Annotated in this window: 17 protein-coding genes; 8 read left to right on the top strand and 9 right to left on the bottom strand. The window is 33.5% G+C overall.

Annotated elements, in window-relative coordinates:
• The first annotated feature begins 102 nt into the window (after positions 1 to 102).
• Positions 103 to 2,508, top strand: coding sequence for a hypothetical protein (locus RTX21_RS04900; RefSeq protein WP_312765719.1), 2,406 nt, complete (start codon positions 103 to 105; stop codon positions 2,506 to 2,508).
• Positions 2,509 to 2,521: 13 nt separating this feature from the next.
• On the opposite strand, the gene RTX21_RS04895 is transcribed toward RTX21_RS04900, so the two are convergent.
• From RTX21_RS04895 to RTX21_RS04855, 9 genes are all read right to left on the bottom strand, one after another.
• Positions 2,522 to 3,166, bottom strand: coding sequence for an alpha/beta hydrolase (locus RTX21_RS04895; protein WP_312765718.1), 645 nt, complete (start codon positions 3,164 to 3,166; stop codon positions 2,522 to 2,524).
• A gap of 42 nt (positions 3,167 to 3,208) precedes the next feature.
• Entirely contained in the window at positions 3,209 to 4,228 is a 1,020-nt protein-coding gene (locus RTX21_RS04890) for a pseudouridine synthase (RefSeq protein ID WP_312765717.1), read from the bottom strand.
• 100 nt (positions 4,229 to 4,328) lie between these two features.
• Positions 4,329 to 4,778 (bottom strand): DinB family protein, encoded by a 450-nt coding sequence (locus tag RTX21_RS04885; protein WP_312765716.1) that lies wholly within the window; start codon positions 4,776 to 4,778, stop codon positions 4,329 to 4,331.
• The gene (locus RTX21_RS04880) at positions 4,775 to 5,941 is read right to left on the bottom strand and encodes a methylmalonyl-CoA mutase family protein (protein ID WP_312765715.1); all 1,167 of its coding nucleotides are present in this window, start codon (positions 5,939 to 5,941) and stop codon (positions 4,775 to 4,777) included. The genes RTX21_RS04885 and RTX21_RS04880 overlap by 4 nt, the downstream gene beginning before the upstream one ends.
• Positions 5,942 to 5,946: 5 nt before the next feature.
• Complete coding sequence (locus tag RTX21_RS04875) at positions 5,947 to 6,297, bottom strand: septum formation initiator family protein (RefSeq protein ID WP_089873957.1); 351 nt, start codon at positions 6,295 to 6,297, stop codon at positions 5,947 to 5,949.
• A gap of 12 nt (positions 6,298 to 6,309) precedes the next feature.
• Entirely contained in the window at positions 6,310 to 6,927 is a 618-nt protein-coding gene (udk, locus tag RTX21_RS04870; RefSeq protein ID WP_074234746.1) for a uridine kinase, read from the bottom strand.
• Between the two features lie 95 nt (positions 6,928 to 7,022).
• Positions 7,023 to 7,526 carry a hypothetical protein gene (locus RTX21_RS04865; protein WP_312765712.1) on the bottom strand — a complete coding sequence of 168 codons (504 nt, stop codon included), beginning with the start codon at positions 7,524 to 7,526 and terminating at the stop codon, positions 7,023 to 7,025.
• A gap of 111 nt (positions 7,527 to 7,637) precedes the next feature.
• A complete protein-coding gene (locus tag RTX21_RS04860; RefSeq protein WP_312765710.1) occupies positions 7,638 to 8,261 on the bottom strand; it encodes an ElyC/SanA/YdcF family protein in 624 nt (207 codons plus the stop codon).
• Positions 8,261 to 9,391, bottom strand: a complete 1,131-nt coding sequence (locus RTX21_RS04855; protein WP_312765708.1) for a 2Fe-2S iron-sulfur cluster-binding protein — start codon at positions 9,389 to 9,391, stop codon at positions 8,261 to 8,263. The genes RTX21_RS04860 and RTX21_RS04855 overlap by 1 nt, the downstream gene beginning before the upstream one ends.
• Positions 9,392 to 9,409: 18 nt before the next feature.
• Here RTX21_RS04855 and RTX21_RS04850 point away from each other — a divergent pair, with 18 nt between their 5' ends.
• The 7 genes from RTX21_RS04850 to RTX21_RS04820 all read left to right on the top strand — a co-directional run bounded on the left by RTX21_RS04850 (position 9,410) and on the right by RTX21_RS04820 (position 15,714).
• The gene (locus RTX21_RS04850) at positions 9,410 to 10,114 is read left to right on the top strand and encodes a TlpA disulfide reductase family protein (RefSeq protein WP_312765707.1); all 705 of its coding nucleotides are present in this window, start codon (positions 9,410 to 9,412) and stop codon (positions 10,112 to 10,114) included.
• Positions 10,115 to 10,128: 14 nt separating this feature from the next.
• The gene (locus RTX21_RS04845; protein WP_312765706.1) at positions 10,129 to 11,091 is read left to right on the top strand and encodes an iron chelate uptake ABC transporter family permease subunit; all 963 of its coding nucleotides are present in this window, start codon (positions 10,129 to 10,131) and stop codon (positions 11,089 to 11,091) included.
• Between the two features lie 86 nt (positions 11,092 to 11,177).
• Positions 11,178 to 11,429, top strand: coding sequence for a GxxExxY protein (locus tag RTX21_RS04840; RefSeq protein ID WP_312765705.1), 252 nt, complete (start codon positions 11,178 to 11,180; stop codon positions 11,427 to 11,429).
• A 38-nt stretch (positions 11,430 to 11,467) separates the two neighbouring features.
• On the top strand, positions 11,468 to 11,554 hold the full coding sequence (locus tag RTX21_RS04835) for a hypothetical protein (RefSeq protein WP_312766305.1): 87 nt from the start codon (positions 11,468 to 11,470) through the stop codon (positions 11,552 to 11,554).
• A gap of 77 nt (positions 11,555 to 11,631) precedes the next feature.
• Positions 11,632 to 12,579, top strand: a complete 948-nt coding sequence (locus tag RTX21_RS04830) for an ABC transporter ATP-binding protein (RefSeq protein ID WP_312765704.1) — start codon at positions 11,632 to 11,634, stop codon at positions 12,577 to 12,579.
• Positions 12,580 to 12,723: 144 nt separating this feature from the next.
• A complete protein-coding gene (locus RTX21_RS04825) occupies positions 12,724 to 13,176 on the top strand; it encodes a MarR family transcriptional regulator (protein ID WP_312765703.1) in 453 nt (150 codons plus the stop codon).
• Between the two features lie 165 nt (positions 13,177 to 13,341).
• On the top strand, positions 13,342 to 15,714 hold the full coding sequence (locus tag RTX21_RS04820; RefSeq protein WP_312765701.1) for a 3-hydroxyacyl-CoA dehydrogenase/enoyl-CoA hydratase family protein: 2,373 nt from the start codon (positions 13,342 to 13,344) through the stop codon (positions 15,712 to 15,714).
• Positions 15,715 to 15,727 lie beyond the last annotated feature (13 nt).

Raw genomic sequence — 15,727 nt, 5'->3', positions numbered from 1 at the left:
TGTTAAAAATTATATAAAACCCTTGACAAATGTCGAGGGTTTTCTTTTGTTTAATTAATTTGCAGAAAGAAATTAAAATTAATATTTATGAAGCTTTTTGATATGAAAAAAATCTTTATTTTTTTTATTTATGTTGTTGGAATTTTGCCGTTTAAAGCTCAGGGAAGAATAGATAAAGCTATTCAGAATCTGGAACAAAATTATACGCAGGAGAAAGCCTATGTTCTTCTGGATAAAGACAGTTACGTTGTTGGAGATAATATCTATTTCAAATCTTTTGTGTTCGATGGTTATAGACGTTCAACTATTTCTAATACGCTGTTTGTAGAGTTATATGACCGCAGCAAAAATCTGGTAGATAAAAGAACAATTGCTCTGAAAAATGGTGAAGGCGATGGTTCTTTTGCTTTGACTGAAGCTTTGAAGGAAGATGTCTATTACTTCCGAGCTTATACAGCTTGGATGGCTAATTTTCCAGAGGAATTCAATTTTATGAAGCAAGTTCCGATTTATAATCCAAAATCTGAACAAAGATTAGTTCTTGATAAAAATACCAAATGGACGGCTAATGCTTTTCCGGAAAGTGGAACTTTTATTGAGAATATTAATACTAAATTTGCTGTAAGACTATTATCTCAAGGCGTTCCACCAGCAAGTTGGAGTGGTTATGTTATCGATACTGAAAAACCTGCTGAGAAATTAGTAAGCTTTAAAGGATTTGACCAAAACGTCAGTGCTTTTACTCTAACACCAAAAGCCGGTAAAAACTACAAAGTCATTGTTGAAGACAACAAAGGAACTAAACAAACGATTGCTTTGCCAGCCGTATCTAATGCCGGGATAAATCTTCAGATAGCAAGCGATAACGGCGGAATCAATTATACATTGAAAAGTAATAATCTTCCGGAAGGTCTGAAAGGTCATAGCATTGTCGGGATCATCAATAATCAAATGGTTTACAGAGCTAATATCAAAAATTCTTCAGCAGAGATCTCCAGTAAAATTCCTACAAAAATCAGTGATGATAAAAATGCGGTGTTGCAGTTGGTGATTTTTAATGATAAAGAAGAAATTGTTGCTAAAAGATTGTGTTTCGTTAAGCCAAAAAATCTGGTGATCGAGCAACCAACTTTTGCCTCTACTTCTCTTAATAATGACCCGCGTGCTTTTAACAGTTTCGAGTTAGAGCCTGATGCAGATTATCCGAGCTATACGGTTTTGGTCAAAGAAAATACTAAGACCGAAAATACAAATAACAATAATATCTTAAGTGCACTTTGGCTGACAGGCGATTTCCCATCTTCTATTTTTGCGCCTGCACAGTATTTTTCTAAGAATGCCAATACAGATGCTTTGGATGCTTTGTTGATTTCAGAGAGTTGGAAAAGATTTGATTGGGATTCTCTTTTGGCTGGAAAAATGCCTGAAATCAAGTACAAGCCGGAATCCAATCTGTCATTCAAAGGAAAAGTAACTAATAATGGTCGGATCATTCCAAATAAAAGTGTCAATCTATTATTTAATACAGGCGGAACTGATAAAGGAATTTCCCAGGCTGTAACGGATGATGGTGGTTTTATCTATCTCAATAATATTTATTTTGATGAACCTTTGACTATTTCTTATTACTTGAATCAGGATAAAAGCAAAGTCTCGGAATCTGATAATGTGAATATCTATTTCCAACCTTTGACTAACAATATTATTTACAAAGGTAATTTGCCAGCTACCAATTATCGTTTGGTAGATTCTGCACAGAATTCTCAAGTAAGTTCTGACGTTGCAAAAGCACTTCAGAATAAAAAAAATCAACAGATTCTAAAAGCGGCTAATGACGAAACTCTTATTGAAGAAGTAAAAGTAACAGCAAAAAAAGTTGATTTAAAAGAAAAATTAGACAAAGAATTATCAAGTGGAAGATTCAGCAGTATGAATGCTACAATTTTTGATCTGGTAAATGAAAATCAAGATGCCCAAGCTTCTCTCAATATTATGCAATGGTTGCAAGGAAGAGCTGCAGGATTGACTTTCACAATGGATAACTCAGGAAACTATGTTCCTAGTATCCGTGGCTCTCAAGCTCAATTATTTTTAGATGAAATGCCGGTAGATGCTGGTATGATCAATTCTCTTCCTGTCAGCAATATTGCAATGGTAAAAATCTTAAAAAACGATGGATTGGTTGGGAATGCTGTAGCAATATATACCAAAAGAGGAAATATGCTTGCTGATGACAAAAACAATAAAAAAGAACAAAATAATAAAACAATTTTGAGAGGTTATGATAAAGCCGCTGAATTTGAGCAACCAGATATTACAAGCGATGCATACAAAAAAGTAACAAAAGACACACGAGAGCTACTCTATTGGAATCCAAATCTAGCTCCAGAATCCGGACTTCCTGCAAGAGCAATATTTTTCAATAATGATGAGGCTAAAAATCGTGAAATTATAATCATTAGTTTTGATAAGGATGATAGACTTCTCTTTTATGATGAAATAAAATAAAACCAAAAACTTCTCAAATCTGAGAAGCTTTTTTTATAATATTTTCAATCTCTTCAGCTTTGTTCACTGTCATAAAATGTCCGCCATTTTCAATTACAAAACCAACTTTCACATTTTTGATTGGAATAATTCTATCCTTATTTCCATGAATATGAAAATAGTTTTCAGGATAAGCTTCATTTTTCCAATTCGCGATTTCATTGATAGCCCAAGAGAAAAAATCAAGGTCTGTATCTTGCAAAATCTCTTTCAAAAGTTGTTTTTCAGAATCAGTTTCAATTCCAAAAATCCAATTAGTTAATGAGTTTTGTTGTTTGAAAATCTTTTTTGGAATTAACTTGATGAGATTCAATTTCCCAAATAATCTATAAACAAAAGGAAGCTCAAATTTATTTTTTGCGGAAGCAATCAGAATGACTTTCTTTACTTTAATGATTTTGGAAATTTCAACAGCTAACATTCCACCAAAAGATAATCCTATCAAAATTGGATTTACATAATTAATTTTCTTCGAAATTCTAAGAGCATAATTTTCCAGACTTTCATTTTCCAAAGGTTTAATCCAATCTATAAATTCAACATCCAAAGTTTCAAAGTTAATATTATCAAAAACTCTTTTATCAACACCTAAACCACTGAAAACATAAATTTTACTCATACATAAATATAAAAAAAGACTGAAAAATTTCAGCCTTATGATTTATAACATTTTCAAGTTGTTCACCTCCTGTTCCGTAAGGATTCTCCAGTGTCCTCGTTTGATATTTTTCTTGGTCAGTCCGGCAAACATTACTCTGTCAAGCGCTTCCACTTCGTAACCTAGTTTTTGAAAAATTCTTCTGATAACTCTGTTCCAACCAATATGAATTTCGATTCCGATTTCATTCTTAGGTTTCCCTTCGATGAAAGAAATGCTGTCGATTTCTGCAACACCTTCCTCCAAACGGATTCCTTCACCAATCGATTTCATATCATCGTTAGTCAATTTTCTGTCCAGCGTAACGTGATAGATTTTTCTCATATTGAAAGACGGGTGCGTCAACTTTTTCGTCATATGACCGTCATTCGTCAGAAGAATAACCCCAGTCGTTTGTCTGTCCAACCTTCCAACCGGAAAAATTCTGTATGGAGAAGCATTCGCAGTCAGATCCATAACCGTTTTTCTGGCTTTATCATCTTTGGTTGTCGAGATATAACCTTTTGGTTTGTTCAATAGAACATAAACAGGTTTTTCCGGCGTGATGTTTTGTCCGTCAAACACAACTCTATCGGTTTTCTGAACTTGGTAACCCATTTCTGTTACCACTTTTCCGTTCACTTCCACAAGACCTTGTGTAATCAGTTCATCCGCTTCTCTCCTACTGCAGATTCCGGAATTCGCAATATATTTATTAAGTCTGATGGTATCTTTGAAAACTTCCTTACTTATTTTCTCGAATCTTCTTTTCTGAATAAAAGATCTAGTTTTATCTTCGTCTTTTTCGGCTCTGCTAAAAGTTTTTTTAGGACCAAATTTTCTATCGCCATTTTCATATTTGTCACGGCTGTCAAATCGGTCTGCACCTCTTTTGGTTTTAGGTCCGCGAGAATTACCTGTTGGTCTGTTTCCTCCAGAATTTCCTCTACTATCGCTTGAGCTACGGGAGTTTCCGGAAGGTCTGCCACCTCCAGAAGTTCTTGGTTTTCTGTTTCTACCTGATTGATTTCCGTCTCCGCTCATTTTCTAAAATTTTTGCAAAGATAGTGATTTAGTTAAGAGTTACGAATTATGAATTAATATTTCCGAAAATTGAAAATAATGTAATTTTAAATTGAGGATTTTACAAATCTCTTTTGTAGAAAATATAATCTGTATTGATTGGTTCCAAACCACCTTGTTTCATCAATAGTGCGATTTGCCCACGATGATAAGTCGAATGATTGAGAAAGTGAAATAGCACTTCTTGAATTGTGTTATTAAATTCTTTTCCTATTGAATTTTTGTAAGAAATAATCTCTGTCAATTCCTTTTGATTAAGGATTTCCAAAGTATTATTAAAATTATCTGAATTGATTTTCAGCAAAGATTCATCAAAATTAATTTGCCAAACTTCGAATGTTCTTTGATTAAGGATTCTTGCATTCCAGATTTGATGCGCATTCAGAATATGATTGAGAAGGCTTTTACTTTTCTCTGACCAAACCAAATTATTTTCCATAAAATTCTGAATCAATAACTGATTAAAATGTAAATTATATTCTAAAAGGTCTTTAAAATGTTCTTTCATCATTCAAACATTTCAGCCAAACGAACAGCCTTGATTTCATTAAAATCGTAAAGTTCTTCTACAGATTTTTTCTTTTCTAATTTAGGATAAAGATTAACACCGATTAATTTGATTTTCCCTTCCTCTACCCAATTTTGTTCTTTCACAGCTTGCTCAAAAATCATTTTCTGGATTTCTCCTGATTTCAAGAATTGGAGATAACCTCCTTTTTCTTCAATTTCAAGGAACAATTTCCAAGATTTTTCTGCAAATTGCTGCGTAATATCTTCTACAAAATAACTTCCGGAAGTTGCATCTTCAAAAACATTGATGATACTTTCATAAGCTAGAACAATCTGTTGTTTGAAAGAAATTTCTTTGGAAAGTTCTGTCTGATTTTCAATTTTATAATCATTGGAAAAAACCGCATCGGCGCCTCCAATCATTGCAGAAGCGAGTTCCAAAGTGGAACGAATCAGGTTGTTTTCTGCATCATTTTTAGCCTTGTTTCTGAATGAAGTTTCAGCAAAAATATAGGGAATCAAATCTTTCTCAAATTCTTTGGAAAGCTGATTAAATAGATATTTGAAAGCTCTGATTTTAGCGATTTCGAAAAAATAATTGGAACCAATTGCAAATCGAAAAACCAATTTTTCAAGAATCTCTGAATCAAATTTTTCTACTAATTCTTTAGATTTCGCCAAAGCAAAAGACAATTGTTGAATGATAGAGGCACCAGCATTTTGATGCAAACTCACGTCGATACAAATCTGCCTTTCAAAAGCTTTGGATAATAATTCGCCTGCTAAATGTTCCTTGATTTCAGCATTTTTATCATCAGAAAAAACATCGATCAAAGAACAATAGCGATTGCTCTCTTCTGTTAAAATATGTTCAGATAAATCGGGATTATTGATAAAAATTGCTTTTTCATCCAAGCCTTCCACATTTTCATTCAAAAGAAAAGCAAAAGCTTGTTCGTCCAAACCATCCTGATATTCAGCAACAAGATGTGTACTTTCCTCTACTTTTGGAAGAATTTTAGTATCAGAATTATTTTGATAGTAGGGTTTTACAATGATGTTTTCCAGATTATCTTTGGAAAGAATTTCATAAATATAGTCTGTTTTGAGCTGCTTTTTAACAAGCATTTCCCAATCTTCCAGTTTATTTTCTATGAAACTCATTTGTATTATTTTTTTGCGATTTTAGAACTGTCTACTACCAATATGAAAATCTCCTCGTTTGGTTTTTTCATAAAGTAATTTTCGCGGGCGTATTTTTCTTTTTCCTGCTTGTTGTTCATCAGCTTACGATAGAATTTGTCATTCTTTTCATATTCCGTTTTATAGAATTCTCGTTGATTTTCATAACGTTTGATCTCGCCATTCAGCTCATTGATTACCAAGAAAGAAGTGCTGTCAAAAAATATCATCCACACCAAAAATCCAACCAATGTCAGCACGTATTTGTTGAAGACATAAGTCTGGAAAAACTTAAGCGTCGGCGATTTTTTCTTGATATCTTTGATGAGTTCTTTCATAATGAATTAAGATTAATGAACTTTTTTAAGCGAATTATTAATCACAGTCGTTAAAAAGTCAATTGCCACAGAATTCTGTTTCATATTGGGAACAATCAGGTCTGCCTCATTTTTAGAAGGTTCGATAAATTCCTGATGCATCGGCTTCAAAGTCGTCTGATATCTGTGTAAAACTTCCTGCAAATCTCTTCCTCTTTCCTGTGTGTCTCTGCGAATTCTACGGATCAATCTTTCATCTGAATCTGCGTGAACGAAAACTTTTAGGTCAAATTCTTTCAATAATTCTTTACTCGTCAAAACCAAAATACCTTCTACAATCAAAACATTTCTCGGTTCAACGGTAACGTGGTCACCCGTTCTGGAATGGGTCACGAAAGAATAAATTGGTTGTTCTATGCTTTGATGATTTTTAAGCGCTTTCACATGCTGCAACATCAAGTCGAAATCAATTGATTTTGGGTGGTCATAATTGAGAACTTCTCTTTCTGACAAAGTCAAATTAGGATTATCGTGATAATAATTATCTTGAGAAAGCACGTTGACGCCCTCTAAATTAAGTTGTTGAAGAATCTTGTTAACAACGGTTGTTTTTCCGGAACCTGTTCCTCCGGCAATTCCTATCACGAGCATCTCTACATTTTTTACAAAAATACTATAATTTTTTTTTTAGAATCAAATAAAACTTAAAATCCTTTCACAAAAAGAGCTGCAAATTGCAGCTCTTTCTATTTTCGTCTTCCGCTATTTTCGGTGGAACGGGTTTCAATTTGAGGTTGAACCTGTTTTTGCGGAGTTGTTCTGATATTATTCTGATTCCTTCTTGTTGGCTGAACTCTTATATTATTCTGATTTCCAGTGGCAGGTTGAGTTCTCACATTATTTTGATTGGTATTGATCATTCCGCTATTTCTCTGGCTTCTAACAGGTTGAATTCTAATATTATCATTATGCATTGAGTTTCTTTTTGGTGAGATCACAATGTTATTTCGCAGTCTGGAATTGGAATTATACACAACTCCATTTCTGTAATAATTGTTATTATAATCCAGATAAACCACGTTTGGAGCATACCAATAACCATCAGGTGATTGATAATAACCGTCTCTATAACCATCAGAATAACCCATAGAATAAGGGTCATTATTATAACTATATGAATCCGTTGACGCAACACAAGATACCACACTAATTGCAAAAGCAGCTAAAATTATTTTGATTGAATTTTTCATTTTCTTCGATTTTATAAGTTATACATTGTCTGTATTAACAAATAAATTACAAAGAATCTGCCAAGATGGAAATCGAGAAATATTTATCAAGTAATTATATAAAATTGAATATTATTCTTCAGGAGAAATCCCCAAAACATAATAGAAAACAGCCAAAACTCTTGCGAAAAATTCACGGGTGTGATTTCTATAGAAACTTTCGTTTTTGCTTACGTCTTGCGCATCAAAACCTAGTGCATTCATTCCATTATTTCGAGCAAAAAATAGCGCTCTCAGGTTATGAAAACCTTGTGAAACGATAATCACATTTTTTTGACCATAAATATTTTTACAACGTAAAATACTTTTATGGGTATTAAAACCTTTCGGATCCTCAATAATAATATTTTCCGGAACGCCTTCGGTATAAACTAAAAAACGTTTCATCGCAGCAGGTTCATCATAATTTTCACTTTTCTCACCGCTGACAATAATTTTTTTGATTTTTCCGTGATGATAAAGTGTTCCAACAGCATCCATTCTTGCCGTAAAATAAGGGTTAGCAACACCGGAACGCATTTTAGGAGAAGTTCCTAAAACCAAAGCACAATCTCTCGATGGAACTTTGCTGATTTTTGTATAAGTTCTTCCACTTGTGAGAGCAACAACCCAGAAGTTCGCTAAAATCAATAGCAAAACCCCAAGCTCTACAAGCCGGAAAATAATCTTCACAAAATTAGCAACCTTCTTCAACATTAGTTATACAAATCAAAATCTAAATATACATCTTTGCTCATTGCAATGGAAACACAAGGCAAAATTTTTCCCTGACGTTTTTCATTTTCAGTCAAATATTCATCTTCTGTCATATCAACTTCTCCATTTTTCAGATAACAAAGACAGCTTCCACAGATTCCGGATTTGCAGGAATAAGGCAATTTGTAACCTAAATCCAATAACTGTTGAAGGATTTTCCGTTCATTATTTTTTAGAACAATTCCGTCCTTTTCAATATGATTGAATTTGATTTTGATATTCACATTTTCAATCAAAGGAAACTCTTTTTCAGTTGGATAAATATCATCATTAAAAGCTTCAAACAATTCAAAATGAATATTCTTTTTCGGAATTCCGTGGCTGTAACAAGCATTGGCAACAGATTTTATCATCGCACCCGGACCACAAATCAAAACCTTATCCGTACTGTCCCAAATCGTAGATTCTTCGTCATCTTCGTCGAGATGAAGAATCTGATTAATGATTAATGAAATTTTCTTTTCATCCAAGCGACCTTGAAACAATTTATCTTTAATTGGCTCCTGTGACAAAAAATAGTAAACTTCGAATCTTCCCGCATTTTCTTTTTGTAAATCTTCCAATTCTTCCTTCAGAACAATATTTTCATAACTTTTGTTCCCATAAAAAAGAAAAATTCTGGTAAATTGTTCTTCGTGGAGGATATTCTTAATGTGACTCAAAATTGGTGTTATTCCAATTCCGGAAGCAAACGCTAAAATTGTCCTTTTCTCATTGGGCTTTGAAGGAATAAAAAATCGTCCCAAAGGTTCACTTACTGAGATTTCGTCGCCAATATGATAATTCTGAAATAGAAAATTAGTGGAACTTTCGTCGCCATTGATTTTAATTGCCAATTCAATTTTATCCTCAAAAGGTGCTGATGTAAAGGAATAATTATTCTGAATTTCTCTTTCATTGAAGTGATATTTCAATGTTACATATTGTCCGGCTTGATATTGATATTTCGTCTTCAGCTCTTCAGCAATCTCCAATTCCAAAGCAAATGTATTTTTTGTCAATTGCCGTTTTTTAGCTATTTTTAGCCTGTGAAACTGAGGTTGATTTGCGATTGTTAATTGATTCTCCATTGTCAAGAATCAAATTTAATGAAAATTGACAAAAGAAAAAATCTAAATAGCATCGCTTGGTTTTCAATTCCAGATAAAATAAAAACTATGAGAAAATTCCTGATATATTCCATTTTGTCACTCAGCTTTTTAGCTTGTAAAAAAAATGATGAAAAAGTTGCTGATACAGAAGCAAAAGAAGATTCAATAAAAATTGAGCCTACAAAAACTGAAGCAGATGTTGCGCAACTGAAAGAATTATCTCCAGAAAAAATTTCAACAGTTTTAAAGTCACATCATTCCGATACACTTTATGTGACTAATTTCTTTGCAACCTGGTGTGGACCGTGTATGCACGAGATACCGTTTTTCAGAAAAAAAATGGAAGAATTAGCTAATCAACCTGTCAAATTCACTTTTGTAAGTCTTGATAACAAATCCGATTGGGCGTCAGCGGTCAGCGATTTTGCAGATGAATACAACATCAGAGAAAATATTGTTCTTTTGAACGGAACACTTTTGAATCAAGAGTTTTTCAAGCAAAATTTCCAGTCTTGGAATGGAGAAGCAATTCCTTTTACTTTAATTAGAAAAGGTGATAAATCTGACGAAACCGTTGGTTCTATGAGTGAAGAAATGTTGAATCAGAAAATCGAAAAATTATTGGCTCACAATTCCACTGCAAAAATTGTTGAGAATAAAGAAAAAGCAGGAATTTCCGGACCGAAAAAATCTTTGAAATAACAAATTAATTCTTGATGAAACGCTTTCCTATTCTGGTAATATTGATAATCGTTTTGGCGATTATTGCGTTTTTCATCAATCTCAATATTGGTTTTGCAAAACTTAGTTTTTCTGATTTTTTCAATTCAGAATCTGAGAATTTTCAAATTGCAGGGTTTAGGATTAATCGGGCTTTAGCAATGCTTTTGGCTGGAATTGCGATTCCTACAAGCGGATTTCTTTTGCAGGAATATTTTAAAAATCCTTTAGCTGGTCCTGATGTTTTGGGAATCACTTCGGTTGCCAGTTTATTTGTCGCATTTTATATTTTCTTTTCACAGAATATTCTGATTCCGGATTTTTTGCAGAATAGTTTTATCAGTTTATCATCAATCATTGGCAGTATTGTTCTGATGATGATTTTGCTGTTATTTTCGAATCGATTCAGAGATAAAAGTTTCATCATTATTTTCGGATTTTTGATTTCGGCTTTGGCTGGAGCTGTTGTTTCTTTTCTTCAGTTTTATGTGGAAAGTCAAAGTTTAAAGAATTATATGCTTTGGACTTTTGGAGCAAATAATCAAGCAAGTTTAATTCAAATTTTGATTCTTACAATTTTAATTATTATTGGATTAATTTTTACTTTCAAATCTATAAAACCATTAATCGGAAATGCTCTTGGAACTGCTTACTCACAGAGTTTCGGAATTAGTCAATCCAAACTAAAAATCAGCATTATTGTAGCATCTTCACTACTTTCTGCTTCGGTTACAGCTTTTTTAGGACCTATTTTATTTATTGGAGTTGTTGTTCCACATTTTTGCAGAATGATTTGGAAGCCTACACAACTTTGGCATCAATGGATACTGAATATGATTTTGGGTGTTTTCATAATGCAGGTTTTCTCGATTATTTCGGAACTAAGCCAATTCCCGATTAATATCATCACAACATTCTTTGGTATTCCTGTGATATTGTTGATGTTGATGAAAAAGTAATAAATAGTTTTATCGCAAAGGCGCAAAAAATTGATTTGTAAAACTGATGAAAGGCGCAAAGTTTTTATCTTCGATAAAAAAACATAATGGATGAAAATGAATTGGCAAAAATTGTCGTTGATTTAGGATTTAAAATTTACAAAAAACTTGGTGCAGGTTTATTTGAAAACGTTTATGAGGAATGTCTTTTTCACGATATTAAAAAATTTGGATTAAAAGTCGAAAAGCAGAAATCATTACCTATAATTTATGATGATTTGATAATTGAGAATGCTTTTAAAATTGATTTATTGGTAGAAGATAAATTAATCTTAGAAATAAAAACTGTTGATTATTGAATGATATTCACAAAGCACAAATTCTAACTTATCTAAAAATGACAAATTATAGATTAGGTTTATTAATGAACTTCAGAACAGATTTCTATAAAAATGGAGTAAAAAGAGTTGTAAACAATCTTTAGAATTATCGAAGATATACCTTGGCGACTTTTAAGGAGAATAATAGTAAAAAAACTTTGTGCCTTTGCGATAAAAAAAAATGAAGCATTTCTTAGAAATAAAACAAGCAACAATCGGTTATACAAATTCTTTGATTTCAGAGATTGGTTCTTTTTTGGAATTAGGCGAAGTTTGTCTTTTAATGGGAAATAACGGTATTGGAAAAACCACTTTAATCAAATCTATTCTTGGACAAAATAAACTGTTGAAAGGCGAAATTTCTATTAATGGAAAATCAATTCAAAAACTGAATTCAAATGAAATAGCTTCTCAGATTGCGATTGTTTTTTCAAAATCTGAAATTCCGGATAACTATACGGTCACAGATTTAATTTCTTTAGGAAAGTATATTCATTATCCTTATTATTTTAAATTGAATGAAGCTGATAAACAGGAAATCTTTGATATCATAAACAAACTCAATCTATCAGAACATCAGAATAAAAAACTAACCGAATTATCTGACGGTAATCTTCAAAAAGCCTTTATTGGAAGAGCCTTAGCTCAGAATTCTCCATTTATTATTCTAGACGAACCGACCACACATTTGGATGAAGAAAACAAATTGATGATTTTCTCACTTCTAAGAAATCTAGCAAAATCAGAAAACAAACTGATTCTGTTTTCTTCACACGATTGGCGATTGGCAAAGGAATTTTCTGATAAAATCTGGTGGATAAAAGATAAAAAACTCATCGGCGGAATTTCGGAAGAAGTTATCCTCAACAATCCCGAATTGATTACACCAAAGATTTTGGAATTTAATCAAACCTTTCACGCTCCAGAAATCGATGCACCGAAATTAGAGAAAGAAATAATGTTTTCTTATCTTCAAAAAAACTTCTCTCAAGATTTGCGAAAAATCAAATTGACGTTTAAAAATGAATTTTGGGAACTAAATTCGGAGGATTTTTATGATAATTGTCATAATTTATACGAAATTAAACAGTCTCTGCAAACATTGATTAAAACAAGTAATTCTGACTAAATAGATTTTCTTCAATTTTATTTAATAAGATTTGCATAACAATTAATCGATTGCAAATCAATATTTTAAACAACTTAACATCAAAATACTATGCATGCATAGTATTTTTTTTATATTTGTAAAAAGCACTTCAATATGCTAGTTATGGAAAAGAAAAATTCAGAAAAAGTCGAAAGTGTTGACTTAATGTTAAAGTCGGCTTGGTTAGCGGTCTCGAAAATGTATTCGGACCAAGCTTCTCTGTACAATTCAACTGCAGTTCAAGCACTTACATTACTTAAAATTGACCCGAAAGAAGGAACAAGGAGTACTAATCTTGGTCCCAAAATGGCGATTGAACCTACTTCTTTGACGAGAATCATCAAGCTTCTCGAAGACAATGGTTATATCTACAAAGAAAAAACCACGACTGATAAACGTGAAGTGATTATCAAACTAACGGAAAAAGGAGTCAATTCCAGAAATCTTTCAAAAGAAGTTGTTGTTAATTTCAATAAAAAAATATTGGAAAGAATTGCTCCTGAAAAATTTGAAATTTTCAAAGAAGTGATGACAGATATCCTGAAAATCGCAAACGAACTAAATCATAAAAAATAAATAGTTTACCGCAAAGTCGCAAAAAATGATTTTCAAAATGTTTAAAAGTCGCAAAGAAATAAAATCTTCGATTTTATAGTGCCTTGAAAAGAATCAAAATAAAAAAAATCTGCGCCTTTGCGATAAAATTTAGCTTAAATGAAATCATAAAAATATTATCTAATAATGAACAGAAAAATAAAACACGTTACGGTTCTTGGTTCCGGCGTGATGGGTTCCGGAATTGCCTGTCATTTAGCGGGTAACGGCATTCAGGTTTTGATGTTGGATATGCCACCGAAAGATTCGGAAAATGCTGACAAAAAAACAAGAAACAGCGTTGCGCAAGGTCATCTTAACAACGCTTTGAAAAGTAATCCTTCGCCAATCTATGACAAATCTTTTGCTTCCAGAATTACAGTTGGAAACTTCGAAGATGATTTGGAGAAAATCAAAAATTCGGATTGGGTCATCGAAGTGATTGTCGAGAGACTGGACATCAAACAATCGATGTTTGAAAAAGTGGATAAACTTCGTAAAGAAGGAACTTTGGTAACTTCTAACACATCGGGAATTCCGATTCATTTGATGTCGGAAGGAAGGTCAGAAGATTTCCAGAAACATTTCTGTGGAACACACTTTTTCAATCCACCGAGATATTTGAAATTATTTGAAGTGATTCCAGGTCCGAAAACAGACCAATCTGTGATTGATTTCTTTATGTCTTACGGCGAGAAATTCCTTGGAAAAACGACGGTTCTTTGTAAAGACACACCGGGTTTTATCGGAAATAGAATTGGTGTTTATTCAATGGCGAAGATTATGGAATTGACAGAAGAAATCGGTTTAACGATTGAAGAAGCTGATTCCCTGACAGGAGATTTGTTAAATCGTCCAAAAACCGGAACTTTCAAATTGGGAGACTTGGTTGGTTTAGATACAGCTTTCAATGTAACCAAAGGACTTCAAGCGAATCTTAAAGACGATGAAATGGTTCAGGCGCTTAAAGATTCTAAAACTTTGAATTTCCTGATTGAAAATAAATTCCTTGGCGATAAAGCTAAAAAAGGATTTTATTATAAAGAAAAAGATGCTGGCGGAAATGTGAATCGTTTCGTTCTTAATTATGAAACTCTGGGCTACGAACCGACAAAACAGCCAAAACTTTCTATCGTTACAACAGCTAAAGAAGCTGGAAGTTTGAAAAACCGTTTACCGATTTTGTTGAAAGACCAATCCAAAGCCGGAGAATTGATTAGAAAACATTTCGCTTCGCTTTTCGCTTACGTTTCTCAAAGAGTTCCGGAAATAACGGATGTGTTCTACTCTATCGATGATGCGATGAAAACCGGTTACGCTTGGAAATATGGACCATTCGAAAACTGGGATTTCTTAGGAATCCAAAAGGGAATCGATTTGGTTGAAAGCGAAGGTTACAAAGTAGCTGATTGGGTTAAGGACATGCTGGCTTCCGGAAACGAATCTTTCTATAAATTAGAAAACGGAAAGCAATTATTCTATAATCAGAATACGAAAACTTACGAACCAATTCCAGGTCAGGATGCTTTCATTATTCTTAATAATATCAGAAAAGAAAAAACAGTTTGGTCTAATTCTGAATCTGCATTAATCGACCTTGGCGACGGCATTTTGAACTTCGAATTCCGCTCAAAAATGAATTCTCTTGGAGGAGGCGTTTTAGAAGGATTAAACAAATCTATTGATATTGCTGAGAAAGATTACAGAGGTTTGGTCGTAGGAAATCAAGCTGATAATTTCTCAGTCGGCGCTAATCTCGCGATGGTAATGATGATGGCAGTCGAACAAGATTGGTACGAACTAAATATGGCAATCGCAATGTTCCAGCAGACTTCTATGAAGTTGAGATATTCATCAATTCCAGTTATCGCAGCACCTTTCGGAATGACACTTGGCGGTGGCTGTGAATTCTCTATGCACGCGGACAAAATCGTAGCTGCAGCGGAAACTTACATCGGTCTGGTTGAAGTCGGTGTTGGTTTGATTCCCGGAGGTGGAGGAACCAAGGAATTTGCTTTGAGAGCGCTTAAAGGAACGCTTCCTGATGATGTTAAAACCAATCATCTTCGAAATTACTTTATGAATATCGCAACAGCAAAAGTGGCAACTTCTGCTCACGAAGCTAAGCAAATGGGAATTTTGACAGATAAAGATATCATCGTCGTCAACAAAGACAGACAGATTGCTGAAGCTAAACGTCAGGCGATTGTTTTAGACGAATTAGGATATACACCGCCGGTTCCTGAGAAAGTTAAAGTTCTTGGAAACGAAGCAATGGGAATGTTCTACGTTGGGACAGACCAAATGGTTGCAGGGGGTTACGCATCAGAACACGACAGAAAAATCGCTAACAAAATCGGTTATGTAATGACCGGCGGTAATCTTTCTGAACAGACAGAAGTTTCTGAACAATACCTTTTGGATTTGGAAAGAGAAGCATTCCTTTCACTTTGCGGAGAAAGAAAAACGCTTGAGAGAATCGGTGGAATGTTGAAAACAGGAAAGCCGGTAAGGAATTAGATTTTTGTAAAAT

Source organism: Epilithonimonas sp., assembly GCF_032054305.1.
Taxonomy (GTDB): domain Bacteria; phylum Bacteroidota; class Bacteroidia; order Flavobacteriales; family Weeksellaceae; genus Epilithonimonas.
The sequence above is the reverse complement of the archived record's forward strand: the minus strand, read 5'-3'. Positions and strand labels throughout refer to the sequence as shown.